We start from the raw sequence: 26,529 nt of genomic DNA, 5'->3' as shown, positions 1-26,529 counted from the left end.
CTACGCCCCCTCAACCCCCGGCCGCGAGCGGCGAGTCGGCGGGGAACGCGCGGCGCAGCCGGCGTACGCCCTCGCGCAACTGCGCGGTGCCCGTGCCGGCCGCGTAGCTCAGCCGCAGGTGCGGCGCCGGCGCCTCCGCGGTGAAGTACGGGGCCCCGGGCGTGACCGCGACGCCGTGGCGCAGCGCCGCCGCGGCCACGGCCGCCTCGTCGGTGCCGTCCGGCAGCCGCAGCCACAGGTGGTAGCCGCCGAGCGGCGGCCGGTCCGGCACCAGCCCCGGCAACTCGCCGTGCAGCGCGCCCAGCACGGCGGTCCTGCGCTCGCGCAACGCGCCCGCGAGCGCGCGCAGATGGCTCGCCCAGGCGGGGGAGCCGACGAGTTCGAGCGCGGTCTCCTGGAGCGGGCGGGGCACGAAGAGGCTGTCGACGACCTGGACCGCGCGCAGCCGCTCCAGCACGGGCCCGCGCGCCGACAGCGCCCCGACCCGCAGGCTGGGCGAGGCGGCCTTGGTCAGCGAACGGACGTGCACCACCACGCCGTCGGGGTCGTCGGCGGCCAGCGTCGGCGGCAGCGGCGCGGCGTCCGCGTGCGCGAGCCGGCGCGCGAAGTCGTCCTCGACGACGAACGCCCCGGCGGCGCGCGCGGTGCCGAGCACGGCCGCGCGCCGCTCCGGCGCCAGCACGGCGCCGGTGGGGTTGTGGAACAGCGGCTGGCAGACGAACACCCGGGCGCGGGTCGCGGCGAACGCCTCGGCCAGCAGGTCGGCCCGTACGCCGTCGGCGTCGAGCGGCACCGGCACCGGACGCAGCCCCGCCGCGCGGGCCACGGCGAGCAGCCCCGGGTACGTGGGCGACTCGACCAGCACCGCCGAGCCCGGGGCGGCCAGCGCCCGCAGCGCGGTGGTCAGACCGCTCTGCCCGCCGGCGGTGACCAGCACGTCGGCGGCGCCGAGCGGCCCGGCGGGGCCGCCGATGTCGCGGGCGAACCAGTCGCGCAACTCGGCCAGCCCCGCGACCGGCGGCCGGGACCAGGTGCCGGGCCGCCTCCCGGCCCGGGCCAGCGCACCGGCAAGCGCGCGCTCCGGGCGCAGCGAGGCGTGCGGATAGCCGCCGCTCAGGTCGACGACCTCCGCGGGCGGGGCGGCGAGCGTGGCCAGCACCCCGGCGGCGTCGGCGGCGCGCGGGCCGGTGTCGACCGCGGCGTACGGCGGGTCCGCGGTCAGCGCCACCTCCTGCCACGAGACGTCGCCGAGGGCGCGCGCCGGAGCGCGGGCGGGGGCCTTGAACACGCCCGCGCCCGGCCTGCTGGTCACCAGCCCCTCGGCGGTCAGGGCCGCGATCGCGCGGGAGACCGTCACGGGGCTCACCCGGTGGCGCGCCACGAGCGCCCGGCTGGACGGCAGCTTCCCGCCTTCGGAGTAGCGGCTCAGCTCGTCACGCAGGACCGCGACCAACTGGGCGACACTGCTACTGTCGTTCATGACAGCACAAGATAGCGCTACTCTGCCGGCGGCGATATCGGTCCGCACCGGCACGCTCCTGGCGGCCCTCGCCGTGGTGTCCTTCTCCTTCAGCTTCCCCGCCACCGTCTGGGCCCTGGACGGCCTCGGCCCGTGGACGGCGACGGGCGTACGCGGCCTGCTGGCCGGCCTGCTCGCCGCGGGCTGCCTCGCCGCCGCCCGGGCGCCGGTACCGCCGCGGCGCGACCGGGCCGCGCTGCTCACCGTCGCCGGCGGCTGCGTCCTCGGCTTCCCGCTGCTGACCACGCTGGCGCTGCAGACCTCGACCACCGCCCACTCCGCCGTCGTCATCGGCGTGCTGCCGCTGGCCACCGCCGCCTGCTCGGCCGCGCTCACCGGCCGCCGCCCGTCGCGTACGTTCTGGACCGCCGCCGGCACCGGTGCCCTTGCGGTGCTCGCCTTCACGCTGAGCCAGAGCCGCGGCCTGCCCGGCACCGGCGACCTCTACCTCTTCGGCGCGCTGCTGCTGTGCGCGGCCGGCTACGCCCAGGGCGGCCGGCTCGCCGGGCACATGCCCGGCTGGCAGGTCATCGCCTGGGGCTGCGTCGCGGCCCTGCCCGTCACCGCCGCCGTCGCCGCGCTGGCCCTGCCGCGGGAGCCGGTGCACCTGACGGGGCAGTCGCTGGCGGGACTCGCGTACATCGCGGCGGTCGCGCAGTTCGGCGGGTTCGTGCTCTGGTACCGCGGCATGGCCGTCGTCGGGGTGCCGCGGGCGAGTCAGCTCCAGCTCGCCCAACCGCTGCTCACCCTCGTCTGGTCGGTGCTCCTCATGGGCGAACACCTCGCCCCGCTCGCCCCGGTGACCGCGGTGATCGTCCTGGCCTGCATCGCCGTCACCCAGCGGGCGCGGACCTGACGGCGGCCGTGCCGGTACGCCCCCGGACGGCCCGCGGATTCCGTCCCGTACGGCGTACGACAGAAGCTCTCCGCACGTGTGCCGACCGCCTGTAGGGTGGCGAAGGGACATCAGAGGTGGAGGGGTGATCGTGGGAGTTTCCCTGGCCAAGGGCGGCAACGTCTCGCTCAGCAAGGAGGCACCGGGGCTGACGGCCGTGACCGTGGGGCTCGGCTGGGACGTGCGCACCACGACAGGCGCGGCGCACGACCTGGACGCCTCGGCGCTGATGTGCGGTGCGTCCGGGAAGGTGCTGTCCGACCAGCACTTCGTCTTCTACAACAACCTCACCAGCCCGGACGGCTCCGTCGAGCACACCGGCGACAACCTCACCGGCGAGGGCGACGGCGACGACGAGTCGATCAACGTGGACCTCAGCATGGTCCCGCCGCAGGTCGAGAAGATCGTCTTCCCGGTGTCCATCCACGACGCCGATCTGCGCGGGCAGAACTTCGGCCAGGTCAGCAACGCCTTCATCCGGGTCGTCAACCGCAGCGACGGCGTCGAGCTGGTCCGCTTCGACCTGAGTGAGGACGCCTCGACCGAGACCGCCATGGTCTTCGGCGAGCTGTACCGGCGGGCCGGGGAGTGGAAGTTCCGCGCGGTCGGCCAGGGTTACGCCTCGGGACTGCACGGCATCGCCACGGACTACGGCGTCAACGTCGGCTGATCCCGCCGGACGCGGCGACGGCCGCGGGCACGACGGCGAGCGCGAGTATGCCGCCGCCCACGGTCAGCAGCGGATAGCCGGCTCCGGCCACCACCGCGCCCGAGGCCAGGCCGCCGCCGGCGCCCGCGGCCGAGATCGCGACGTCGACGAGGCCCTGGGTACGGGCCCGGGTGGCGGCCGGTATGGCGCTGGTGACCATCGCCGTACCGCTGACGAGCCCCATGCTCCAGCCCAACCCCAGCAGCGCGAGGGCCACCGCGAACACGGCGGTGGACTCGGCGGTGGTGGCCGCGACCAGCCCCGCGGCCAGCATGGCGACCCCCGCGGCGACGGCGACGACGAGCGGGCCGCGGCGGTCCACGAGCCAGCCGGACAGCGGCGCCGGCAGGTACATCGCGCCGATGTGGACGGCTATCACCAGGCCGGAGGCGGCGGTGCCGTGGCCGTGGTCGTGCATGTGGACCGGCGTCATCGTCATGATCGCGACCATGACGAGCTGGGTGACCACCATGACCAGCGCACCCGGCAGCACCCCCGGGCCGCGCCGCCCGGCCGCGGGCTTCGCACGGGGCTCCGCGTCCGCGTCCGGATCCGCCGCGGGCGGCGCGGTGGCGTCTCCAGCGGCGGCGTCCTCCGCGGCGTCGAGTTCGCGCGCGAGCAGCAGCGGGTCGGGGCGTAGCCACAACGCCAGCACCAGGGCGGCGGCGCCGTACGCGGCGGCCGAGACGAGGAACAGCCCGGACAGCCGCGGGACGCCGAGCGCGGCGCCCAGATCGCCCGCGGGCACGGCCAGGTTGGGACCCGCCACCCCGCCCAGCGTGGTGGCGACGAGCACGGTGGACACGGCGCGGCCACGGTAGGCGGGCGCCGCCAGATCGGCGCCCGCGTAGCGGGCCTGGAGGTTCGTGGCGGTGCCCGCGCCGTAGACGACCATCGCCGCGAAGAGCAGCGCCGAACTGCCGGCCACCGCCGCCGCGACCACCCCCGCGCTGCCGACGGCGCCGGCGAGATACCCGGCGGCCAGCCCGGGGCGGCGGCCGTACGCGTCGGAGAGCCGCCCGACGACGGCCGCCGCCAGCGCGGCCCCGGCGGTGGCCAGCGCGCCGAGCAGCCCGGCCAGGCTCGTGGAGCCGAGCATGTCCTGCGCGAGCAGCGCGCCGTTGACCACGCCCGCGGCCAGCCCCGCGCCGCTGAGCACCTGGGCGGTGAACAGGACGGTCAGGGCCCGGCGTTGGGCGCGGGCCCGGGTGCGGACGGCGGGCCCGGCGGGCGCGGTCGTGGTCACCTGGGGTTCCTTCACTCGGGAGTGCGACACCTGTGCGATTCGGCGGTACGGCGCCGACGGTACGCGGCGCCCGTCCGCGATCCAGCGGGCGGGGTACGGGTACGGGCCAGGGCCGCAGGACCCGGACCCGCGCTCCCGCGACCGCCCCGGCCGGACGGTCCGGGCCCGGACCGTCCGGCCGGGGCGCGCCCCGTTCCGGACGGTCCGCGGGATCAGCCCCGCAGCCCCCAGTCGAGCCGGTCCCGCAGCCCGGCCGCGTCGAAGGCGGCGGCCAGTTCGGCGCGGCCCTCGGTGAAGTGCGACCAACTGTCGTAGTGGACGGGGACCACCCGGCGGGCGCCGAGGACCCGGGCCGCCCCGGCGGCCTGCGCGCTGTCCAGGACCAGCGGTTCGCCGCCGAAGAGCACCGGCACCCGCGGTGCGCCGGCGAAGAGGATCGCGGTGTCCACCGGGCCGAACCGCTCCGCCGTCTCCGCGACCGCCGCCGTCGAGGCGTTGTCGCCGCTGACGTAGACGACGGGCAGGTCCGCGCCGGTCAGCACGAACCCGGTGACCTCCCCGATCGCCGCCTCCACGACCGCGCGCGGCCCGGGACCGTGCACGGCCGGCACGGCGGTGACCGTGACCGTGCCGCCGCCGGGCCGGTCCAGCTCGGCCGTCTCCCCGTCGGCCAGCCCCCGGGCGCCCGCGCCCAGCCGCTTTCCGCCCCCGGGCGTGGTCAGCGTCAGCGGCACGTCCGCGAGCAGCGCCCTGCCGGACTCGTCGAGGTTGTCGGGGTGTTCGTCGTGCGAGAGCAGGACCACGTCGATACGGCCCAGCCCGGCCGGCGCCGCCGCCGGGGGCGCGGTCTTGGTCAGCGACCCGCCCGGCACGTCGTAGCCGCGGGGCTCGTCGAAGGTGGGATCGGTCAGGAAGCGCAGCCCGCCGTACTCGAAGAGGGCGGTGGGCCCGCCGAGGACGCGTACGGGGAACTGCTCGGCGGTCGTGCCGGTTTCGGCCATGAAGAACCTCACGGATGGCAGGAGAATTATCCGTGAGGACCATAGCCCCGTCTCACGGATTGCGGCAACCCGTACCATGAGGCGCATGCCCGAGAGCCCGACCGGCGACTTCACCGCCACCCCCGCGCCCGGGGCCGGGGATTACCCCTCGCTCGACTTCGTCAACAGCGCCATGGCGCTGCCCGGGGGGCAGTTCACCGACCTCCTCGGCACCCCCGCCGACGCCAACCGCTGGCTCACCGGGCACGGCCTCGCCCCGGCGGACGCCGGGATCCGGGAGATGTGCGCGGCGCAACTGCGCTCGCTGCGCGAGCATCTGCGGGTGCTGTTCGCCGCCCGCGCCGAGGGCCTGCCCGCCCTGCCGGCGGCGCTGGCCGCCGTCAACGACGCGCTCAGCCGCGCCCCCACCGCCGCGCTGCTGTACTGGGACGAGAAGAACGGCCCCTACCGCGCGGCGCCGTGCCCCACCAACGAGATCCTCGACCGCGCCCTCGCCGTCCTCGCCGCCGACGCCGCCGACCTGCTGACCGCACCCGACGCCGACCGCCTCACCCGCTGCGACTCCAGCCCCTGCAACCGCTACCTGCTGCGCCACGGCCGCCGCCACTGGTGCTCCACCCGCTGCGGCGACCGGGCCCGCGCCGCCCGCGCCTACGCGCGGCGCACCCGGCCGGACGGCGGCTGAGCCCCGCCGCCCAGCGCCGCTTCCAGTTGGGCGACGCCCTTGGCCGTCTGGCTCTTGACGGTGCCCACCGAGATCCCCAGGGTGTGCGCCGTCTCGCGCTCGGAGAGGTCGAAGGCGTGCCGCAGCACGACGCAGGCGCGCTTGCGGAACGTCAGCCCGCGCAGCGCCTCGCGTACGTCCACGACCGCCGGCACGTCCGGTCCTTCCGCGTGCTCCTGGCCGCCGGTCCAGTACAGGGCGACGCGGCGGCGCTCGCGCACCGCGCTGCGGATGCGGCTGCGCACGAGGTTGGCGACCACCCCGCGGGCGTACGCGGCCGGGTGGTCCGCCGCGCGCACCCGGTCCCAGCGGTGCCAGAGCGCGGCCAGCGCGTCGGCCGCCACGTCGTCGGCGCCGTCCGCCTCGCCGCTCAACGAGTTCGCCAGCCGGGCCAGTTCGGCGTAGTGGTGCTCGAAGAACTCGCGGAACTCCGCGGTCGCCGCGGCGTCGTGACCGGCGCTGGGTATGCCCACGGTGGCCTCTCCTCGCCTTCGCGTGTCCAGGCCCCTGTTCACGTCGTGAGCCATCGTTCAAGATGGTGAACGCAATCTAAGGCAGGCCGACCCGGGCGGCAACCCCCGCGGCCGACGCCGTCCTTCACCGGCGGGGGCCGGCCCGCGCACGCGCGGCCGGGCTCAGGGCTCGTCCGTGCGCGACTCCAGCTCCTGCCGGGTCTCCGGGCCGTAGACGCCGCGCTCGTCCTCCTCCAGGCCGTTGACCGACTGGAAGGTGCGCACGCTGGTGCGTACGCCGTCGTCGTACGCGCCGTCCGCGGGCTGCAGCAGGCCGAGACCGACCTGGCGCAGCCGCTGCTGCAACTCGGCCACCTCGGGTCCGGAGTCGCCGGGGCCGAGTACCGGCGGGAGGACGGGGACGACCGGGGCGTCGTCGGTGGGGGAGGAGGACGGCTGCGGATGGGACGTGCCGTCGGCCGGCGGGGCGGTGGGGGCGATCGAGCCGATCTGCCCGTTCGCGCGGTCCGGCGCCAGGTCGCCTGCCCGGTCCTCGCCGGCGGCCCGGCGGCCGTCGGGGGGCGTGTCCCCGTCGCCGCGGTCGCGTCCGGCGCGGTCGCCGGGCTGCGCCCCCGCGCCGTCCACCGGTCCGCCGCCCCCGTCGCCGCCGCCCACCGGGCCGCCGTCCGCCTCGCCGCCGCCGGACGGCCCCGTGCTGATCCGGGCCGGTCCCGGGCCTGCGTCGTCCGACTCGGAACCGCCGGTCAGCAGCCCGGCGGTGACGACCAGTCCGGCGATCACCGCGGCCGCCCCGCCGGCCGCGACCAGCAGCCCGAGGGGGCGGCGGCTGCGCTCGTCTCCGTCCGCGGCGGACGGCGCCTCAGCCGGCTCCTGCTCCGCAGCCTCGACGGGTGCGACAGCCTCGACGCGCGCGACCGTGCCTCTCGGCGCCACCTCCGGCAGGAACGCGGCGCGCGGCACCGGCAACAGCCCGGTCCCGGGCGCCGGTTCGCTCCCGCCGTCCGCGTCCTGCCCGCCGCCCGCCTCGGTCGCGCGCATGACGTACGGTCTGATCAGCCGGGGCTCGGCGTGCTGCCCGGTCGCCGGCGTGCCGCCGGCCGTCGGCATATCCGATTGCCGCGCCGCGTCCGCCGCACACGCACAACTCGGCCTGCCGTCCTCCTTGAGCGGTGCGAAGCACCGCGGACATCCGTCGGATGGCACTGGCGTTCCCCTCCAGTTCGATGCCGACGATTATGCAAGCAGGTGGCGGTTCGCGCGGCGGATTCGCCCCCCGTCCGCGGCCTGTTTGCCGTACATGTGCTCGGGCAAAACGCCCCACCACCCGCGCAATCCGTCGCATACTGGCGTCGCCCCCCTCTCGGCCGAGCTTTCGGCTGCACCTGGGAGGCCCGCGTGGACAACGACCGCACTTTCGGCGTCACGGCCTGGATCATCGCGCTGACCATCACGGTCGTCGCGCCGCTGGCGCTGGTCTTCTACCTCGTGCTGTAGCCGGCCGGCGGCCCGCTCTGCGGGCGTAGTTAGGAAAGTTTCCTTCCAGTCTTGACGGCGTGCGGAAAGGACCTTAGCTTTCCGGCCACGCCCATCTGCGCTCCGGATGGGACGACCCCCAAAACTGGAGACCCCCCATGCGAAGGACCAAGCCCCTCCTGCTCGGTTCCGCCAGCGTCGCGACCGCCGCGCTGCTGTTCGCCCTCACCCCGCAGCTCAGCGCAGGAGCCGACGAGGACTCCGCCGCGACCGGCCGCGCCGCCCGCGGCACGACCGCGGCCCAGGACGCCGCCCGTGCCGCGGCCCCGGCGGGCTCGCCGGTCGCCGAGAACGGCCGGCTGGCGGTCTGCGACACCACGCTCTGCAACGAGCAGGGCCAGGCAGTCCAGTTGAACGGCATGAGCTCGCACGGCACGCAGTGGTACGAGCAGTGCCTCACCGGCGGCTCCCTCGACGCGCTGGCGCAGGACTGGGACGCGGACGTGCTGCGCGTCTCCACGTACGTCCAGGAAGACGGCTACGAGACGGACCCCGCGCGCTTCACCGCCCTCGCGCAGCGCGTCGTCGACCAGGCGATGGACCGCGGCATGTACGCGGTCATCGACTGGCACATGCTCAGCCCGGGAGACCCCAACGCCAACACCGCCCTCGCCAAGCGCTTCTTCACCGACATGGCGAGCAGGTACAAGGACCAGCCCAACGTCTTCTACGAGATCGCCAACGAGCCCAACGGCGTCGGCTGGAGCTCGGTCAAGCGGTACGCCGAGGAGATCATCCCCGTCGTCCGGCAGCACGACCCGGACGGCGTCGTCCTCGTCGGCACCCGCGCCTGGTCCTCCTTCGGCGTCTCGGACGGGGCGGACGAGCGCGAGGTGATCAATAACCCCGTCGACGCCGACAACATCATGTACACCTTCCACTTCTACGCCGCCTCGCACGGGGACGAGTACCTGCAGACGCTCTCCCGCGCCGCCGACGCGCTCCCGGTGTTCGTCACCGAGTTCGGCACCCAGAACTACGCGGGCGAGGGCGCGAACGACTTCGCGATGTCGCAGCGGTACCTGGACCTCATGAAGCAGAAGGGCATCTCCTGGACCAACTGGAACTTCTCCGACGACTTCCGCTCGGGCGCGGTGTTCAAGGAGGGCACCTGCGACGGGAACCAGTGGACGGGCACCGGCGTGCTCAAGGAGGCCGGGGTCTGGATCCGGGCGCGTATCAAGGAGTGACGGCGCGCCCCCGCGGCACCGCGGGACCGGCTCGGTGCGGGCCGGTCCCGCGGCTTTCGCGTTCCGTCTTCCTCCGCCTCAGCCGACGTTGATGTTGGAGCTGCCGCTGCTCTGGTAGCCCTCCGTCGCCATGATCATGTAGTAGCTGAAGTTGCCGAGCTGCATCCCGGCCCGGGACCAGGCGTCGAAGTGCGTGCCGATGCTGATCGTGCCGCCGGCCCGCCTGGACCTGTTGACGCTCCAGAACTGCGGGAAGGTCTTCGTGCCCTCGACGGACGGTGCGTTGTAGCGCATCGTCCGGTAGATGTCGTACGTGACGCCGTCGCTGCTGACCGAGCCCCGGTTCTCGCCGGTGGGCCGGTAGGTGCCGTAGCTGTCGACGATGTAGTACTCGACGAGCGGGTTCGAGGTCCAGCCGTAGAGGCAGAGGTAGCCGTTGCCGGACGGGCTGAAGCTGCCGGAGTAGTTCACGCTGCGGCGGCTGCCGTTGCTCCAGCCCTTGCCGCAGACGAAGTTGCCGGTGTTGCGCCACGAGGTGCTGTAGTTGCCGCCGTTGCCGAGCGTCATCGAGACCGTGCCCTGCGCGTCGGTCCAGAACGAGTAGTAGTACCCGTTGTGGGTGCCGGTCTGGTTGGTCGTGATGGTCTGCGCGTGCGCGACTCCCGCGGGCAGGAGCGTGGCCGCGGACGCGCCGAGGGCCACGGCGCCGGCGCGGCCGACGAACTGCCGGCGGCTCACGCCGTGGGGGGTGCCGTTCGTGTTCATTCTTCCTCCTCGAGGCGGCGGGCCGGAGGGCCCGCCGCCGGGCCAGGGTGGCGCCGAACGGGTCGTGCGTCAGTGTTGGACCGCCGGGAGGGGGTGTCAACAGTTTCGACGGTGATTCCGAAACATTGCAGCGGTGTTCCGTCGGGCCGGATAACTGTCGCCGCAGTTCAGCAAGTTGAATGCAAGAAAGGGACAACGCGAGCTCGTCAGACGAGTGAGGGGAAGATCCGGATTATGGATCGGATCAGCGAAAGTTTCGAACAGTCAGGTGACCTGGTCGTGCCGGCCGAGGAAACGGAACGCTCCGCCCCGGGCCTCGTACAGGAACGCCGCCTTGTTCGGCTCCAGCGTGTGCACCAGGTCCGGGGTGAAGCGCAGCGGCTTGGCCACGCCCGCGTAGCTCACCTCCACGATCCGCTCCGCGATCTGGCCCGGCACGATCTCCGCGCCGCCGCCCAGCGCGTCGAGCGCGGCGGCGATCAGGCCCACGGCGTCGTGCGCCTCGGCGGCCCAGCGGGGCGGCGGGGTGTCGTAGCGCTCACGGTACGCGGCCGTGAAGGCGCGAGCCGCCCTCGACGTCGCCTGCTCCGCCGCCGTGTACGGTGCGCCGAACACCCAGCCCTCGGCCGCCGCTCCCGCCTCCCGAAGGAACGCCGGCCGCATGACCGGCTCGAACGACGTCCGCGGCCCGTCGAAGCCGGCCGCGGCGAGCGCGCGGGCGCACGACGCCGCGCGCTCGGGGGAGGCGCCGGCGTAGACGACGGCCTCCGGCCGCCGCGCGAGCGCCGCGGCGACCGCCGCGCCGAACCCGTCCGCAGCCACCGGGTGGATGCTCGACTCGCCCTCGCCGGGCGGCGACTCGCGCAGGGTGTCGACGACGCCCTGGACGGCGCCGCCCGCCTCCTCGTCCTGCACGACCGCGGTACGGACCACGCCGTGCACCCGCGTCAGATAGTCGAGGACCGGGTGCGTCTGATAGGCGCCCGACACCCGGGTGCCGATGAGCGACAGCGCTTCGGTCCTGCCCACGTCGGCCGCGTCGGTGTCGACCGACACGTTCACGGCGGCCAGCGACTCCTCTCCGTACAGCGGGGCCGCGGCGCGCAGGGTGGCGACGGTGGTCGGGCCGAGCACCGCGCGTACGGACCGCTCGCCGCGCACCTGCCGGGCCACGTCCGCGGCCCAGCCGGGGTCGCCGCGGTCGTCGTAGGGGATGAGCGAGAGCCGGTAGCGCGCGTCGTCGCGGGCGTTGTGCTGCGCCACGGCGAGCCGGGCGCCGCGCTCGTGGGCGGTGCCCACGGCTTGCTGATCACCAGTCAGGGCGGCATGCAGGGCGATGGCGTGGGTGGGCAGGCGCTGCGCCGCACCGGCGTCCGTGTCGTCGGAGCCGCCTCGGGACGCGAAGAGCGCCGCCGCTCCGGCCCCCGACGCGGCGAGCACCGCGGCGGCCGACCCGCCGACGACGAGGAACCGCCGCCGGGTGGTCCCGCGCCGGCCCGCGGCGGTGGTGTCCACCGCCTCCGGCACGACGACTGCAAGCGCAGACTGCCGCGGCGGCGGGTCGAGTGCCCGGGCGGACCGCTCGGCGACGAGCCGCAACACGGGCGACGGCAGCCAGTCACGCGGGTCGGCCGGCAGACCGGCAACGGGCGCGGGCGGCGCGGCGGCCGGGATCCGGGGCGCGCGGTCACGGGGCCGGTCGGCGGCGGGGGCGCGGGGCAGCCCCGGATCGCCCGCGCCGTCCGAGGCAGCGGCGCCCGTGGCGGGCCGCGCCGCCGGGGGCGGCCCGGCGTCGGCGGGCCGGTCCGCCGCGGCGCGTACACCGGGGGCCCGTCCATCGCCCGCGCCGTCCGCGCCGTCCGCGCCGGACATCCCCGCGGAGCCGTCCCCGGGCCCCGGCGGATCCGCGGCTTCGCCGGGGAGACCCGCCGCCGACGAGCCGTCCGCACCCTCGTCCCCGTCCGACTCCGGGTCCCCGGGGCCGTCTTCGGCCACCGCGCGGCGCTCCCTCGCGGGTCCGTCCGTCTCCGGCCGGCGGGCCATGCCGTGGACCGCGGCCTCCGTCGCCTCGTACGGCAGCGTCTCCGACGCCGGTCCTGCCTCCCGGTCCCGCAGGATGCGCGTGGCCGCGTCCGGTGTCGGGGGCGCCGGGACCCGCGGGTCGACGGGTCCCTCCGCCGGTCCCGCGGACGGCCGGGTCGGCTCCGGGACCGCCGCGGCCTGTGGCCCTCCGGCGGCGCCCGGCTCCCCGGCCCCCGGCCCCGCGGCCAGCGCCGTCCGCAGCCCCGCCGCCGTGGGCCTGCCGTCCGGGGCCTTCGCCAGACACGCCGTGATCGCCGTCCGCAGTCCCCGCGGCAGCACCTCAAGACCCGTCAGGTCCGGTGCCTCGTGCACCGTGCGGTAGAGCACCGCCGCCGCGTTGCCCGTGCCGTACGGGCGGCGGCCCGTGGCCGCGTACGCCAGCACGCAGCCCAGCGCGAACACGTCGCTCGCCGGCCCCGCCCGGCCGCCCGCCCTGATCTGCTCGGGCGCCAGGTACCCGGGCGTCCCGATCACCGCGTCCGGCGCCGTCAGCGCCGTCGCCCCGGAGTCGTGCGCGATGCCGAAGTCGATCAGCCGCGGCCCGTCGAGCGCGAGCAGCACGTTGCCCGGCTTGACGTCCCGGTGTACGAGCCCCGCCGCGTGCACCTCCGCCAGCGCATCCGCCAGCCGCGCGCCGAGCGCCGAGACGGCGTACGGCGGCAGCGGCCCGTACCCGTCCACCGCCTCCACCAGCGCGGGCCCCGGCACGAACGCCGTGGCCAGCCACGGCGCCCGGGCCTCGGCGTCGGCCGCGGTCACCGGCACCACCCAGCGGCCCGCCAGCCCCGTCGCCAGCCGCACCTCGCGCCGGAACCGGGCGCGGAACGCCGGGTTCGCCGCGTGCTCGGGCCGGATGACCTTCAGCGCCACCAGCGTGCCGTCGCCGGCGCGCGCCAGGTAGACCACGCCCATGCCGCCCGCGCCGAGCCGGGCGAGCAGCCTGTGCCCGCCCAGCTCCTCCGGGTCGTCCGCGCGCAGCGCCCGCATCGTCCGCTTCCCCCGTCAGGAGCCGGGGAGCGTCACCGGGCCGACGTAGCCGAACCGGCCGTCCTCGACGCGGTAGTGGTGGACCTTCCCCTGCTCGATCTCCCCGCTCTCGTCGAACGTGTACGTCGCCGTCAGCCCCTTGAACCGGGCCGCGGTCAGCGACGCGGCGAGTGCCTCGCGGGTGGGCCTGCGCCTGCTCCTGCGCGCGAGCGCGGTCAGCCGGTCGGCGAGCAGCCGCGTGACGTCGTACGCTTCGGCCGCCCACGGGCCGGGCGCGGCGTCGAACCGCTTGCGGTACGCGGCGGTGAAGTCCCGTACCGGCTCGGCGTCCGCGCCGGTGTACGGCGTCAGTGTCTGCCAGCCCTCCGCGGCGGCGCCCGCCGCGGCCGTGAACGCGCCGCCGGCCGCGGGCTCGTCGAGGAACCGCGGCCCGTCGAAGCCCCGCTTCGCCAGCTCGCGCGCCACCGCCGCGGCGCGCTCAGGCGTGCCGGTGTAGAAGAAGCCGTCGACGCCGTGGTCGACGATGTCCGCCACGACGGGGCCCAGCGCGCCGGCGTCCGCGGCGGCGGGTACGACGCGGAAGTACAGGCCCAGCTCCGCGCCCGCCGCCGCCTTGTGCGCGATGGTGCTGTGCTCGAAGGCGCGGATCCCGCCCGCCCGGTCGGACAGCAGGCCGACGTTCGCCGCGCCCTGCCCCAGGAGCACGTACACGGTGGTGAAGGCGTGCCGCAGGCTGAGAGCGGTGGCGTGGAAGTACGCCTTCGGCTCCGCGTTGGCCAGCGCCGCCTGCGCGGCGCTGTACGACCCCTCCGAGACCGTCAGCAGCGGCATGCCCGCGCCGTCGTAGGCGTCCAGGGCCGCCTGCGTGGAGGCGTAGCCGGTGGGGCCGAGGACGGCGAGCACGTCGCGGTCGCCGACGAGCCGCCGCGCGACGGCCAGCGCGCGGGCCGGGTCGCCGCGGTCGTCGGCGACGGTCAGCTCCAGCGTGAACGGCGCGCCCTTGCGGGCGTTGAACTGCTCCACCGCCAGCCGGGCGGCCCGCTCCTGGGCCGCGCCCGCCTCCTTCTGAGGTCCCGTCAGATCTGCGTGCAGCCCCAGCGTGCGGCGTGGGCCGCGGGTCTCCGCCGGCGGCTCGCCGTCGTCGCGCAGCACCGCCCACAGCGCGGCGCCGCCGCCCGCGGCGAGGAGCGCGGCGCCGCCGCCCGCCAGCGCGAGAACCCGGCGGCGGCCGGGGCGGGCGGGCGCCGCCGGGGCCACGGTGGTGTCCACGTCCGCCGCGTCCCCGGAGGGCGTCCCGGTGACCTCGGTGGGCTCCACGCCGGGCAGTTGCAGCATCTCCGCCGACCGCTCGGCGACCATCCGCACCACCGCGTCCGGCAGCCAGTCGATGTCGCCCTCCGGCGCGTCCGCGTCCAGCTCGGCGTCCAACCCGGCCGCGGTCGGGCGCCCTTCGGGCGCCTTGGCGAGGCACCGCAGGAGCAGCGCCCGCAGTCCCTCGTCCGCGAGGCCGTCGAGATCGGGCTCGTCGTGCACCGTGCGGTAGAGCAGCGCGTCCGCGGCGCCGGTGCCGAACGGCGGCCGGCCGGTGGCCGCGTACGCCAGCACGCAGCCCAGCGAGAACACGTCGCTCGCCGGGCCGACCTGCTGCGCCCGTGCCTGCTCGGGGGAGAGGAACCCGGGCGTGCCGACGACCATGCTGTCGGACGTCAGCTCCGTCTCCTCGGCCGCGGTGGGCCGGGCGATGCCGAAGTCGATGAGCCGCGGGCCGTCGAGCGCCAGGAGTACGTTGCCGGGCTTGAGGTCGCGGTGGACCAGGCCGGCGTCGTGCACCGCGGCGACCGCGCGCGCGAGCACCTTGCCCAGGACCCGTACGCCGTGGCCGGGCAGCGGGCCGCACGCGGCGACCGCCTCGGCCAGCGCGGGGCCCGGCACGAACGCCGTGGCCAGCCACGGCGCGTCGGCCTCGGTGTCCGCGTCGAGCACGGGCACCACCCACGGGCTGGCGACCCGCCGGGCGGACGCCGCCTCGCGGCGGAACCGGGCCCGGAACTCGGGCCGTTCCGCGTACTCCGGCTGGATGACCTTGACCGCGGCCGGGGCGCCGGCCCGGGTGCGGGCGAGGTAGACCACGCCCATGCCGCCGGCGCCGAGCCGGCCCAGCAGCCGGTTCCCGCCGAGGTGCGCGGGGTCGGAGGGGTGCAACCGCTCCATCAGTCGCCCTCCTTCGTCCCCGCCGAGCCGTCCCCGGTGTCTCCCGGTTCCTCGCGGGCGATCGCCTCCTGGGCCCGCTGCATCATCGTCACCAGCGGCTTGACGCTCTTGCCCGCGATGTCCCCGGCGGCGGTCTTCTCCCCGGCGCAGACGGACACCCCGACGACCACCGGGCCGAACGTCGACTGGTCCCACGCGTACGGGTACGGCCCGCCCCGGCTGTCGCCGAGGCACTCGCCGCGCTCCGACAGCGAGTCGTCGCTCGTCTCGTTGGCGCCCTCGCCGTACGCGAGCGCCAGCGACGTCAGGCCCGTCAGCCGCTCGCCCGCCCGCAGCGTCTGCTCCGGGCAGCCGACGGCCTCCTCCAGCATCCGCGCCTGCTCCCACGCCGCGTCGAGGGTCGTGCGGTGCACGGTGACGGTGGCCGAAACCTCCATGGCCCCCTTGCCGCCCGCGGCGGGTATCTCGAAGTAGCGCGTGCGCGTGGCCAGTACGTCCTCCGGCAGCCCCTGCGTGCGCCACGCGCAGTCCTCGGCGAGCACGGTCCAGCGCGCCGGGTCGCTCTCGTACGGCGTCGCCCGTACCGTCTCGGGGCCGAAGTGCTGCGGCTCGGCGAGGACGTCCCGGACCAGCCGCCGGGCCTCGGCCGCGGTCCGCGGGACCTTCTCCGGATCGGCCTCGGGCCGCGGTGCCCGCGTCGGCGCCGCATCGCCGTCCGCCGGCGCGCTCTTGCTCGCGGTCGCCCTACCCTCCGCCTCGCCGCCGCTGTCGCACGCCGCCGTGCCCGCGAGCAGCATCGCGGCTAACGCCGCCGGAACGCCCCGGCGACGCACGCGTCTTCCGTACGCCATGACTCCCACCCCTTGACCTCCGCACCACCCGGCCGACGGACCGAACGCCCGCGGGGCGGCCACCCATACGGATGCCGCTCCGGTGGCCGGCGGTTCCGCCGGCCACCGGAGCGGCATCGCGTCGTCGTCGTGAACTCTACAAGGGCCCGGAGCTTCCGGCCCCGCCGGAAATGGACATTGCCATGGCGGGGCGGCGTCGCGTACGTTGACGGTATGGGAACGCTGTGATCACCCCCGGGCGCACGACCGCGTAGAGCCACGCTCCGCACGTCGTCGCGCCCGTCCGTGCGCGAGTCCCGCTTCCCCCGCACTTCGGCGCGGCGCCGCGGTGCGCTCTCGTGCCCGGACCCGTCCTCGATCCGTCGCGAGCGGCCACGGCCGGGAACAGGGGCATCCACCTCATGACCACCGCACAACTCACCCTCCACACCGTCACCAAGCGCTACGGCGAGCGCACCGTCCTCGGCGACGTCACGCTCACCGTCCGTCCCGGCGAGAAGGCCGGCGTCATCGGAGACAACGGCTCCGGCAAGTCCACGCTGCTGCGTCTCCTCGCCGGCCGGATCGGACCCGACACGGGCGAGGCGACCCTCGCCACCCCCGGCGGCCTCGGCTATCTGCCGCAGAGCCTCGGCCTGCCGCCGGAGGCCACCGTCCAGGACGCGGTCGACACGGCGCTCGCCGAACTCCGCGCGCTCGAGGCGGAGCTGCGGCGGGCCGAGTCGGGGCTCGCGGGAGCGGCGCAGGGCGCGCCGCTGGACGCGGCGCTGGCCGCGTACGGGCGGCTCGTCGAGGAGTACGAGACCCGCGACGGCTACCGCGCGGACACCCGCGTCGACGCCGCCCTCGCCGGCCTCGGCCTCCCCGCCCTCGCCCGCGACCGCCGGCTGGGGACACTCTCCGGCGGCGAACGCTCCCGCCTCGCGCTGGCCGCGACCCTGGCGGCCCGCCCGGAGGTCCTGCTGCTCGACGAGCCGACCAACGACCTGGACGACCGGGCGGTCGCCTGGCTGGAGGACCACCTGCGCGCCCACCGCGGCACGGTCGTCGCGGTCACCCACGACCGGCTGTTCCTGGAACGGCTGACGACGACGGTCCTGGAGGTCGACGGCGGCCGGGTCACCCGCTACGGCGACGGCTACGCCGGCTATCTCACCGCGAAGGCCGCGGAACGCGCCCGTCTGCTGCGCGAGTACGAGGAGTGGCGCGCGGAACTCGACCGCAACCGCCGCCTCGCCGAGTCCGCCGCGACCCGCCTCGCGGCGATTCCGCGGTCCCAGCCGCTGGCGGTCTTCGGCCACGGCGCGTTCCGCACCCGCAGCAGGACCCACGGCGCCTCGGTCCGCATCCGCAACGCGAAGGAGCGGGTGGCCCGCCTCACCGCGAACCCGGCCCCGCCCCCGCCGCAGCCGCTGGTGTTCCGCGCCCGGCTGGAGTCCGGCGGCCCGGGCGCGGTGGCGCCCGGCGTGGGCGGCACGGGTGCCGCGGACGGGGGAGGGCCGGGCGGCGGACCGGCTGCCGGGGATGCGGGGACGCGGGAGGCGACGCCGACGGCGGGCGGCGCGGCCGCCGGCCGGCGAGAAGCCGAGGTGCCCGGTCCGGCGGCCGCGGCCGCCGGCACCGCCGCGGATCCGGAACCCGCTGCGGAAGTCCCCGCCGCCGAACTGGCGGACGTCGTCGTCGGGGACCGGCTGCGGCTGCCCTCGCTGCGTCTCGGGGCCGCCGAACGGCTGCTCGTCACCGGGCCCAACGGCGCCGGGAAGACCACTCTCCTGCGGGTGCTGGCCGGTGAGCTGCGCCCGGACTCCGGGACGGTGCGGGTGCCCGGCAGGGTCGGGCACCTGCGGCAGGAGGAGACCGTGTGGCCGGCCGGCACCACGGTGCTGCGGGCGTACGCCGCCGGCCGCCCCGGCACCCCGGACGAGCACGCCGCGCAACTCCTGTCGTACGGCCTGTTCCGCCCGGCGGACCTGCGGCTGCGGGTGCGGGAGCTGTCGTACGGGCAGCGCCGCCGCATCGACCTCGCCCGGCTCATCGCCGAGCCGGTCGACCTGCTGCTCCTGGACGAGCCGACGAACCACCTGTCGCCGGCGCTCGTCGAGGAACTGGAGCAGGCGCTCGCGGACTACGCGGGCGCGCTGGTCGTGGTCACCCACGACCGCCGCATGCGCGCCCGCTTCAGCGGCACCCGCCTGCACCTGGACGCGGGTACCGCTCGCCCACCGGAGTGACGCCCGCGGGCCCGCCGCGGCCGCACGCGGCGGGCCCGGTGGCGGCCGCGCACGAAACGCGGCGGCCACTGCGCGCTCGCGGCGCCGCGCCGCCGACGAGGTTGCGGCCGGCCGCCGCACCGCGGCGGGCCGTTCCGCGGGGTCCCGCCCCCGGCCCCGCCGCCACCGCACCACCTCCCCGCCCGGTCGCCCGACCGGCGGCCGGGCCGGGTCCGTACCGCGGCCTCCCGGCCGCCGTCGCGCCCGCCGCTGGGGGTACCGCCCGGCGGGCCGTCCCCCCGGGCGGGGGTCCGCCGCGCATGCTGGGGGGATGCCCGCCGCCGCGATCGTCTCGTCCCAGTGGTTCGTGGCGACGCTCTTCGTCGTCATCACCCTCGCCGACATCGTGACCTCCGAGGGGCACTCGCTCGGCGCGCTGTTCTCCGTCATCCCCGTACTCGTCGCGGTGAACGGCGGACGGCGCGCCGTCATGGCCGCCGGGGCGCTCGGGGTGGCCCTGGCCGCGCTGCTGAGCTGGTACAACCACGACGCCGGGCACGCCCAGTTCTTCGCCCGGTTCATCGCCGTCGTCGGCGCCACCGGGCTCGGGCTCGTCGTCCAGGCCGTGCGTGTCGACCGCGAGGCGCGGCTCGCGCGGGCGCAGCGGATCGCGGACGTGGTGCAGCGGGCGCTGCTGCCGGTGCCGCCCCGCCGGGTGGGGCCCTTCGAAGTCGCCGCGACCTACGCGTCCGCCGCCCACGACGCGCAGGTCGGCGGCGACCTGTACGACGTCGTGGACACCGGCTCCGGGCTGCGCGCCGTGATCGGCGACGTACGCGGCAAGGGGCTGCCCGCCGTGCGCATCAGCGGCGGCGCGCTCGGCGTCTTCCGCGCCGTCGGGCACGACGAGCGGAACCTGCCGCTGATCGCCCGCCGGATGGAGCACAGCGTGCTGCGCGAGGCGGGTCCCGAGGACTTCGTCACCGTGCTGCTCGTCGAGGTCACCACGGGGGGCCGCTGCACCCTCCTGTCGTACGGGCATCCCCCGCCGCTGGTACGCAACGTCGCGGGCGAGGTGCGCGAGGTCCCCGTCGCCGCGCACCCCCCGATCGGCCTCGGCCTGCTCCGCGACCCCGCCCCCGAGGACAGCTCCGGCGGCGAGTACGGGGACTCCGCCGCCGCGGGCGGACCCGACGACGCCGGCTTCGTCACCGCCACCGACCCCGCCATCGACCCCGCCGCCGCCCCCGGCGGCACCTCCGCGAGGACCACCGAGCTGATCCTCGCCCCCGGCGACGAACTGCTCCTCGTCACCGACGGCGCCCTGGAGGCCCGCAACGCCGCCGGCGAGTTCTACCCGCTGGCCCCGCGCTACGCCGCCTGCCTCGGCCCGGACGACCCGCCCGCCGAGGTGCTCGCCGCCCTCAACGCCGACATGCGCGTCTACTGCGGCGGCGAACTGGACGACGACTCCGCGCTCGTCCTGCTGCGCTACACGCCGCCGCTGCCCGGCGAACGCTCGTCCTCCGCCGGCGCCGTCTCGCCCCGCTGAGCCGGCAGCCGCGGCACCTCGGCCGCACCGGCCTCCGCGAGGGCTTCCCCGTCCCCGGCCCGGTCCGCGCCGGCATCCGCCTCCGCGTCCGCCGCCGCCTCCGCGTCCGCCCCGGCCGCGTCCGCCCCGGCCGCGGCCGCCGCGTGCTCCGCGGCCAGCGCCTCCCGCTCCGCCTGCCGTTCCTCGCGCCACGCCGTGACCCGCAGCGCGACCGGCTCCGTGTACCGCGCCGCCAGCGGTCCGACGATCACCAGCACCAGCACGTACGCCGTCGCCAGCGGCCCCAGCTCGGGCTCGACCCCGGCGGTGACCGCGATCCCCGCGATGACGATGGAGAACTCGCCGCGCGCGACCAGCGTGCCGCCCGCCCGCCAGCGGCCCTTCGCCGAGATCCCGGCGCGTTTCGCCGCCCAGTGCCCCGTCGCGATCTTCGTCAGCGCGGTCACGACCGCCAGCGCCAGCGCCGGCAGGATCACCGGCGGGATCGACTGGGGGTCGGTGTGCAGGCCGAAGAAGACGAAGAACACCGCCGCGAAGAGGTCCCGCAGCGGACTGAGCAGGTTGTGCGCGCCCTCCGCGACCTCGCCCGACAGGGCGATGCCCACCAGGAACGCGCCCACCGCCGCCGACACCTGGAGCTGCTGCGCGAGCCCGGCGACCAGCAGCGTCAGCCCGAGGACGACGAGCAGCAGCTTCTCGGGGTCGTCGCTGGAGACGAAGCGGGAGATCAGCCGCCCGTAGCGGACGGCGATGAACAGCACCGCGCCCGCCACGCCGAGGGCGATGGCCAGCGTGGCGCTGCCCTGCGCGATGCCGACGCCGGCGACCAGCGCGGTGACGATCGGCAGGTACACCGCCATCGCCAGGTCCTCCAGGACCAGCACGCTGAGGATCACCGGAGTCTCGCGGTTGCCGAGCCGGCCGAGGTCGCCGAGGACCTTGGCGATGACGCCGGAGGAGGAGATCCAGGTGACGCCGGCCAGCACCACGGCCGCCACGCCGCCCCAGCCGAGCAGCAGCGCCATGACCGCGCCCGGCAGGGCGTTGAAGGTGAAGTCGACGACCCCGGCGGGGTACTGGGTCTTGAGGTTCGAGACCAGGTCGCTGGCCGTGTACTCCAGGCCCAGCATCAGCAGCAGCAGGATGACGCCGATCTCGGCGCCGATCGCCACGAAGTCCTCGCTGGCGCCCAGCGGGAGCAGCCCGCCCTCGCCGAAGGCGAGCCCGGCCAGCAGGTACAGCGGGATGGGGGAGAACTGGAAGCGGCCCGCGAACCGCCCGAGCAGACCGAGCCCGAGGATGATCGCACCGAACTCGATGAGGAAAACCGCGTAGGAGTGCAAGCGCTCACTCCCGCCCGAGCAGCGCCGCGGCCGCCTCGATGCCCTCGCGGGTGCCGATCACGATGAGCGTGTCGCCGCCGGCGAACCGGAAGTCGGGGGTGGGGGAGGGGATGGCCTCCGCGCGCCGCAGCACGGCCACGATCGACGCGCCCGTCTCGGTACGGATCCGCGTCTCGCCCAGCACCCGGCCGTTCCAGTACGACGTGGCCGACAGCTCGACGCGCTCGGCGACCAGCCCCAGGTCGGTGGTGTGCAGCAGGTTGGGACTGTGGTGCGAGGGCATGAGCGCGTCGATGAGCGCCGCCGTCTCGGCGCCGTTCAGATGCAGCGACTGCATGCAGGCGTCCGGGTCGTCGGAGCGGTAGACGTTGATCGACCGGGTGCCGTCCCGGTGCGCGATCACCGACAGGTGCTTCTTCTGCGCACGAGTGGTGAGGTCGTACTTCACACCGATGCCCGGCAGTGGCGTGGTGCTCATCCTTGGAGCAGGCACGGCCCGTCCCCTTTCCGGCTTTCGCTGATTGTCGCGCGTCCGCGGCCCCGGGATTCGGGCAGCCGATCCCCCCGCGCGGCGCAGCGGATATCGTGCCATCCCGTCGTACGGCGGGAACATGGGTGTCAGCACGGATGGACAGCCGGGCTCCCGCCGGGCCACCATCAGTGCCGGGACAGTCGTCTTCTCCGCCGGTCGCAGCCCCGGTCAGGCCCGGTCCCGCCCGCTGCGTCCACCGTCCCCAGGGAACCCGCGAATGAACCGAGCGGTCAAGGCCCGCGTCCTGCTCGCCGACGACCACGCCCTCGTACGCCGCGGGATCCGCCTCATCCTCGACGCGGAACCCGACCTGGCCGTCGCCGCGGAGGCGGGCGACGGCGCCGAGGCCGTCGCGCTCGTCCGGGACCGGGCGGTGGCCGTGGACCTGGCGATCCTGGACGTGGCCATGCCCCGGCTGACCGGGCTCCAGGCGGCGCGCGAGCTGAGCCGCCTGCGGCCGGGGCTGCGGATACTCATCCTGACGATGCACGACAACGAGCAGTACTTCTTCGAGTCGCTGAAGGCCGGTGCCGCCGGCTACGTGCCGAAGTCCGTCGCCGACCGGGACCTCGTCGAGGCGTGCCGGGCCGCGCTGCGCGACGAGCCGTTCATCTACCCGGGCGCCGAGACGGCCCTCATCCGCCGCTACCTCGACCGCGCCCGGCAGGGCGACCCGCTGCCGGCCCGGCCGATCACGGAGCGGGAGGAGGAGATCCTGAAGCTCGTCGCCGAGGGACACACCTCGAAGGAGATCGGGGACCTGCTGGTCATCAGCGCCAAGACGGTGGAGCGGCACCGGGCCAACCTGCTGCAGAAGCTGGGCCTGCGCGACCGCCTGGAGCTGACCCGGTACGCGATCCGCGCGGGCCTGATCGAGCCCTGACACCGCACCGGGCGCGAGCGGCGGACGGCCCGGCGGCGTGCCCCCGGCCGGGAGACCGGCGGGGTACGGCCCGGTGGCCGCACCCCGCCGCCCCCCGTACTGCGGCAGCCGTCCCCGGCCGCCCGCTCAGGCCGCCGGCTCCGCGGCCGCCGGTGCCGTCCGTCCCGGGGTGAGCGCCCCCGCGACCGCCGCCGACACCGCCGCCGCGACGGCCGCCACCGTGAACGCCTCGGTGAACCCCGCCAGCGTGCTGCCGACGAGGCTCGCCGCCGCCACGCTGGAGACCACCGCGGCGCCCAGCGAGGCGCCGAACTCGTGGAACGTGCTCACGATGCCGGAGGCGATCCCCGCCTCGTGCGGCGCCACCTGCCCCAGCGCCGTCGCCGAGGCGACCACGAACATCGCGCCCGTGCCCAGCGCCGCGACCGTCACCCCGATCGCGACCGTCACCGGCCGCATCGAGAGCGCGGGCACCGCGAGCCCGGCCGCCGCGGCGGTCAGCGCGGCGACGGCGGGCGCCCGCGCGCCCGTCCGGCCGATCAGCCGGCCCGTCAGGTCCGCGCCCAGCATCGCCGCGAACGCGACGGGCAGGAAGAGCAGCCCGGTGCGCAGCGCCCCGTAGCCGCGGGCGTGCTGGTAGTAGAACGTGCCCAGGAAGAACACGGCCACCATCAGCGCCGTCGCCATCAGGATGAGGAACGCGCCCGTGGCCACCGGCCGCCTGGCCAGCAGCCGCACGTCCATCAGCGGGCTGCGGGCGCGCCGCTGCCAGACGGTGAACAGCAGGTAGCCGACGGCCGCGAGCAGGACGAGCCCGGCGGTGCGGGCGGTGAGCCAGCCGCGTTCGCCGGCGTCGATGAGCCCGTAGATCAGCGTCGCCGTCGAGGCGGTCACCAGCGCCGCGCCGAGCAGGTCCACCCGCGGCCGCGCCGCGGGCGCGGGGCGGTCCGGCAGCAGCACGGCGAGCACGGCCACGATGACGAGCCCGATGGGCACGTTGACGTAGAAGACCCACGGCCAGCCGGGGCCCGCGGTCAGCAGCCCGCCGAGGAGGACGCCGAGCGCCGCGCCGCCGCCGCCGAGCGCGGACCAGATGCCCAGGGCCTTGTTGCGCTCCTCGCCGTCGAAGAGCGTGACCACGAGCGACAGCGCCGCGGGCGACAGCAGCGCCGCGCCGACGCCCTGCGCGATGCGCCCGCCGACGAGCGTGCCGCCGGACTCGGCGAGCCCGGTGGTCAGGGACGCCGCGGTGAAGACCAGCAGCCCGGCGAGGACCACGCGCTTGGGGCCGATCAGGTCGGCGATCCGGCCGCCGAGCAGCATGAGCCCGCCGAACGTCAGCGTGTACGCGCTGACCGTCCAGGTCAGCGCCGCGCGGCCGAGCCCGAGGTCGGAGCCGATGTGCGGGAGCGCGATGGCCACCACGGTGACGTCGAGGATCAGCATGAGCTGGGCGACCCCGAGGAAGCCGAGGATGCGCCAGCGGGCGGGGTGCCGCCCTTCCTTGGTCGTGTGCCCGGCCTCGTGCGAAGTCATCAGTGCCCTCCCGGTATCTCGTACGTTGGTGTACGAGTTCTAACCGAGGACTGTAACGCAAACATTCCCGTACGAGTTAAGCTGGCCCGCGTGACCGCCTCCCCCCGCCCCCGGGCCGCCGCGCGCCCGCGCCGCCGCGCCGACGCCGAGCGCAGCATCGCCCGCATCGTCGCCGCCGCCCGGGAGGAGCTGCGCTCCGATCCCGCCGCGACCACCGACGACATCGCCAAGGCCGCGGGCGTGGGGCGGATGACGCTCTACGGGCACTTCAAGACCCGCGCCGACCTGGTCGACGCGGCGCTCGGGGACGCGGTGGAGGACGGCGACCGGACGCTGGCGGCGGTGGATCTGACGGGCGACGCGTACGAGGCGATGCACCGGCTGCTGGTGTCGAGCTGGGCGCTGGTGGCCGAGTCCGCGGCGCTGCTGACCGCCGCCCAGGGCGTGCTGCCCGCGGGCCGGGTGCGGGAGCTGCACGCGGGCCCGGCGGCGCGCGTCGACGAACTCGTCCGCCGCGGCCGGGACCAGGGCGTCTTCCGTACCGACATGCCGACCGCCTGGCTCGTCGGCGTCGTGCAGCACATCCTGCACGGGGCCGCGGAGGAAGTCCGCGCCGGCCGGCTGGAGATGGCGCCGGACGAGCTCTCCGACGTGGTCACGAAGTCGGTTCTCGCGGTGCTGGCGACGCCGCCCGGCCCGTAGCCCGCCTGCCGGCCGGCAGGCAGGGCGGTGGGGTCAGCTTCCGCCCGGGTACGCCCTGTTCGTGATCTCCACCGCGTCCTGGTGCACCAGCCAGCGCGTCAGATACGCCCAGCCCGCGTGCATCGCCACCCACTCCTCCCGGCCCTGGTAGGGGTCCGCGTCCTCGGGCGCGTACGTCCGCCCGTCCGCGTGCCGCTCCTGCATCGCCAGCGCGCGGCCCGCGTGCAGCCGCTCCCAGTACGCGCCGCCGGTGCTCGCGCGGCCGTCCAGCCGCAGTTCGCGCGCCACCACGTCCATCGCGACGAAGTCCATCCGGCGCGACGGGCCCCAGCTCGTGCCCTGCGGGAAGTAGATCTCGTCCGAGCCGCGGACGTACATCGTGCCGCCGGGCGCGGCGTACGGCGGGCTGGTGAACCGCCGGTCGGCGAGGGCGGCGTAGACGACGTCGAAGTTGTGCAGGGCCGCGCGCGGGGCGGGTTCGCCGGCGAGCGCGGAGGTGAGGACGGCGTGGGTGTTCTGCACGGCGGTGGCCATGTAGTCGGGGTGCACGATGCCGTGGTTGACGACGAGGCCGTCCTCCTCGGCGTTCCAGCCGCCGACCCAGCGGGACACCGGCCTGCCGTGCAGCACCCGGCGGTTGCCGAGGTCGGAGGGGCGGGCGAAGGCGGAGATCATCAGCTCCAGGTTCGCCTGCCGCCAGGCGGGCGCGTTGCGGTGTCCCGGCATCATCGCGGTGGCGACCTGGAGCAGCATCGCGTTCCACGAGTTCTCCTCGGCCTTGCTGTCGCCGGGGGTCTGCTCGACGCCGTCGCGGTCCTTCCAGTACGGCACGTCGTAGCCGCGGAAGCGGTCCGCTTCGTACTCGGTCATCGCGCGCACCCACTCCCGCTCCGCGGGCGCCAGGTCGTCCCAGAGCAGCCAGCCGGCGAACCCGGCCATCGCCGCCCACAGCGCGCTCTGCCACGCGTCGCCCCAGCCGCCCGCCTCGGTGGCGCGGTGGTGCCCGGCCACCGAGGTCAGCAGGCGCACGGCGGTCGCGCGGGCCTCCGGCTCGGCGACGCCGGTGTCCTCCGCGTCGTACGCGCCGGTGGCCAGCGCGGCGGCGAGCGCGAACGCCTCGGCGGCGACGGGGCGCACCGAGTGCTCGCCGGTGCCGCCCAGGTCGAGCAGGCCCTCGCCGCCCTGGTCCCCGAAGCGGTCGCCGTACCAGGTCGTCAGCGCGTAGCGGTTGGCGTTGGCCAGGATCGCGCCCAGCCGCGCGGCGTCCGCGCCCGGCGGCAGCCCTTCGTCGAAGTCCCGCCAGTCGACGGGCACGACCCGGGCGGACGGCGGTGGCGCGGGCGGCGCCGCCGCGCCCGCGGGCAGCGCCGGGAGTCCGGCGAGGAGCGTCGCGAGCAGCGCCACGACGAGCACGAACCGCGGCCGCCTGCCGCTTCCTGCAAGACCCATGGCGCTGCCTCCTCCGGAGCCGTACGACCCGTCCTCTCCGGAAAGTAACCGCTTGCTACGACCTCGTGAACCCCTCCCGCACCCGGCCCGCCCGCGGCCGCCGTCCGCCGATCGCACATAGTGGTACGCACCGTAC

General features: G+C 76.0%; 21 protein-coding genes. 8 read left to right on the top strand and 13 right to left on the bottom strand.

The features are described 5' to 3' along the window. Nucleotides 1-10: 10 nt before the first annotated feature. Nucleotides 11-1,480 carry a PLP-dependent aminotransferase family protein gene (locus ACFYVJ_RS10905; protein ID WP_388888919.1) on the bottom strand — a complete coding sequence of 490 codons (1,470 nt, stop codon included), beginning with the start codon at nt 1,478-1,480 and terminating at the stop codon, nt 11-13. 73 nt (nt 1,481-1,553) lie between these two features. Here ACFYVJ_RS10905 and ACFYVJ_RS10900 point away from each other — a divergent pair, with 73 nt between their 5' ends. Next, nucleotides 1,554-2,375, top strand: a complete 822-nt coding sequence (locus ACFYVJ_RS10900; RefSeq protein ID WP_388889343.1) for a DMT family transporter — start codon at nt 1,554-1,556, stop codon at nt 2,373-2,375. Between the two features lie 130 nt (nt 2,376-2,505). Next, nucleotides 2,506-3,084, top strand: coding sequence for a TerD family protein (locus ACFYVJ_RS10895; protein ID WP_388889342.1), 579 nt, complete (start codon nt 2,506-2,508; stop codon nt 3,082-3,084). Here the strand turns inward: ACFYVJ_RS10895 and ACFYVJ_RS10890 are convergent. Further along, complete coding sequence (locus ACFYVJ_RS10890; protein ID WP_388888916.1) at nt 3,071-4,369, bottom strand: MFS transporter; 1,299 nt, start codon at nt 4,367-4,369, stop codon at nt 3,071-3,073. The genes ACFYVJ_RS10895 and ACFYVJ_RS10890 overlap by 14 nt on opposite strands. A 212-nt stretch (nt 4,370-4,581) precedes the next feature. After that, nucleotides 4,582-5,370 carry an MBL fold metallo-hydrolase gene (locus ACFYVJ_RS10885; protein WP_388888914.1) on the bottom strand — a complete coding sequence of 263 codons (789 nt, stop codon included), beginning with the start codon at nt 5,368-5,370 and terminating at the stop codon, nt 4,582-4,584. A gap of 85 nt (nt 5,371-5,455) precedes the next feature. On the opposite strand from ACFYVJ_RS10885, the gene ACFYVJ_RS10880 reads away from it, so the two are divergent. Beyond that, nucleotides 5,456-6,055, top strand: a complete 600-nt coding sequence (locus ACFYVJ_RS10880; RefSeq protein WP_388888911.1) for a CGNR zinc finger domain-containing protein — start codon at nt 5,456-5,458, stop codon at nt 6,053-6,055. On the opposite strand, the gene ACFYVJ_RS10875 is transcribed toward ACFYVJ_RS10880, so the two are convergent. Both ACFYVJ_RS10875 and ACFYVJ_RS10870 read right to left on the bottom strand, forming a co-directional pair. Beyond that, entirely contained in the window at nt 6,022-6,567 is a 546-nt protein-coding gene (locus ACFYVJ_RS10875; protein ID WP_388888909.1) for a SigE family RNA polymerase sigma factor, read from the bottom strand. The genes ACFYVJ_RS10880 and ACFYVJ_RS10875 overlap by 34 nt on opposite strands. Before the next feature lie 162 nt (nt 6,568-6,729). Continuing rightward, complete coding sequence (locus ACFYVJ_RS10870; RefSeq protein ID WP_388888906.1) at nt 6,730-7,605, bottom strand: peptidoglycan-binding domain-containing protein; 876 nt, start codon at nt 7,603-7,605, stop codon at nt 6,730-6,732. A gap of 593 nt (nt 7,606-8,198) precedes the next feature. Between ACFYVJ_RS10870 and ACFYVJ_RS10865 the strand changes: the two genes are divergently transcribed. Beyond that, on the top strand, nt 8,199-9,290 hold the full coding sequence (locus tag ACFYVJ_RS10865; RefSeq protein WP_388888903.1) for a glycoside hydrolase family 5 protein: 1,092 nt from the start codon (nt 8,199-8,201) through the stop codon (nt 9,288-9,290). 78 nt (nt 9,291-9,368) lie between these two features. Here ACFYVJ_RS10865 and ACFYVJ_RS10860 read toward each other — a convergent pair whose 3' ends face one another. The 4 genes from ACFYVJ_RS10860 to ACFYVJ_RS10845 form a co-directional block, all read right to left on the bottom strand. Continuing rightward, on the bottom strand, nt 9,369-10,055 hold the full coding sequence (locus tag ACFYVJ_RS10860; RefSeq protein WP_388888900.1) for a glycoside hydrolase family 11 protein: 687 nt from the start codon (nt 10,053-10,055) through the stop codon (nt 9,369-9,371). A 264-nt stretch (nt 10,056-10,319) separates the two neighbouring features. Then, nucleotides 10,320-13,124, bottom strand: coding sequence for an ABC transporter substrate-binding protein (locus ACFYVJ_RS10855; protein ID WP_388888898.1), 2,805 nt, complete (start codon nt 13,122-13,124; stop codon nt 10,320-10,322). Between the two features lie 15 nt (nt 13,125-13,139). Then, nucleotides 13,140-15,335, bottom strand: coding sequence for an ABC transporter substrate-binding protein (locus ACFYVJ_RS10850; RefSeq protein ID WP_388888896.1), 2,196 nt, complete (start codon nt 15,333-15,335; stop codon nt 13,140-13,142). After that, entirely contained in the window at nt 15,335-16,186 is an 852-nt protein-coding gene (locus ACFYVJ_RS10845) for a hypothetical protein (protein WP_388888893.1), read from the bottom strand. Before ACFYVJ_RS10845 ends, ACFYVJ_RS10850 begins: the two co-directional genes overlap by 1 nt. Before the next feature lie 401 nt (nt 16,187-16,587). Between ACFYVJ_RS10845 and ACFYVJ_RS10840 the strand changes: the two genes are divergently transcribed. Together ACFYVJ_RS10840 and ACFYVJ_RS10835 are read left to right on the top strand one after the other, a co-directional pair. Continuing rightward, nucleotides 16,588-18,417 carry an ABC-F family ATP-binding cassette domain-containing protein gene (locus ACFYVJ_RS10840; protein WP_388888892.1) on the top strand — a complete coding sequence of 610 codons (1,830 nt, stop codon included), beginning with the start codon at nt 16,588-16,590 and terminating at the stop codon, nt 18,415-18,417. Between the two features lie 310 nt (nt 18,418-18,727). Continuing rightward, complete coding sequence (locus ACFYVJ_RS10835; RefSeq protein ID WP_388888889.1) at nt 18,728-19,948, top strand: PP2C family protein-serine/threonine phosphatase; 1,221 nt, start codon at nt 18,728-18,730, stop codon at nt 19,946-19,948. On the opposite strand, the gene ACFYVJ_RS10830 is transcribed toward ACFYVJ_RS10835, so the two are convergent. Both ACFYVJ_RS10830 and ACFYVJ_RS10825 read right to left on the bottom strand, forming a co-directional pair. Then, nucleotides 19,888-21,291, bottom strand: coding sequence for a cation:proton antiporter (locus tag ACFYVJ_RS10830; RefSeq protein ID WP_388888886.1), 1,404 nt, complete (start codon nt 21,289-21,291; stop codon nt 19,888-19,890). The genes ACFYVJ_RS10835 and ACFYVJ_RS10830 overlap by 61 nt on opposite strands. 4 nt (nt 21,292-21,295) lie before the next feature. Next, nucleotides 21,296-21,769: a cation:proton antiporter regulatory subunit gene (locus ACFYVJ_RS10825; RefSeq protein ID WP_388888884.1), complete on the bottom strand. Its 474-nt coding sequence runs from the start codon at nt 21,767-21,769 to the stop codon at nt 21,296-21,298. A gap of 271 nt (nt 21,770-22,040) precedes the next feature. Between ACFYVJ_RS10825 and ACFYVJ_RS10820 the strand changes: the two genes are divergently transcribed. After that, on the top strand, nt 22,041-22,706 hold the full coding sequence (locus tag ACFYVJ_RS10820; protein WP_388888882.1) for a response regulator: 666 nt from the start codon (nt 22,041-22,043) through the stop codon (nt 22,704-22,706). Nucleotides 22,707-22,832: 126 nt separating this feature from the next. Here the strand turns inward: ACFYVJ_RS10820 and ACFYVJ_RS10815 are convergent, their stop codons facing one another. Further along, a complete protein-coding gene (locus ACFYVJ_RS10815; protein WP_388888880.1) occupies nt 22,833-24,242 on the bottom strand; it encodes an MFS transporter in 1,410 nt (469 codons plus the stop codon). A 90-nt stretch (nt 24,243-24,332) separates the two neighbouring features. On the opposite strand from ACFYVJ_RS10815, the gene ACFYVJ_RS10810 reads away from it, so the two are divergent. After that, on the top strand, nt 24,333-24,944 hold the full coding sequence (locus ACFYVJ_RS10810; protein ID WP_388888877.1) for a TetR/AcrR family transcriptional regulator: 612 nt from the start codon (nt 24,333-24,335) through the stop codon (nt 24,942-24,944). 33 nt (nt 24,945-24,977) lie between these two features. On the opposite strand, the gene ACFYVJ_RS10805 is transcribed toward ACFYVJ_RS10810, so the two are convergent. Beyond that, nucleotides 24,978-26,393 carry a hypothetical protein gene (locus tag ACFYVJ_RS10805; protein WP_388888874.1) on the bottom strand — a complete coding sequence of 472 codons (1,416 nt, stop codon included), beginning with the start codon at nt 26,391-26,393 and terminating at the stop codon, nt 24,978-24,980. Nucleotides 26,394-26,529 lie beyond the last annotated feature (136 nt).

Source organism: Streptomyces sp. NPDC004134, from assembly GCF_042874195.1.
Classification (GTDB): domain Bacteria; phylum Actinomycetota; class Actinomycetes; order Streptomycetales; family Streptomycetaceae; genus Streptomyces.
Note: the sequence above shows the minus strand (reverse complement) of the source record. Positions and strands in the feature narration are given on the sequence as shown.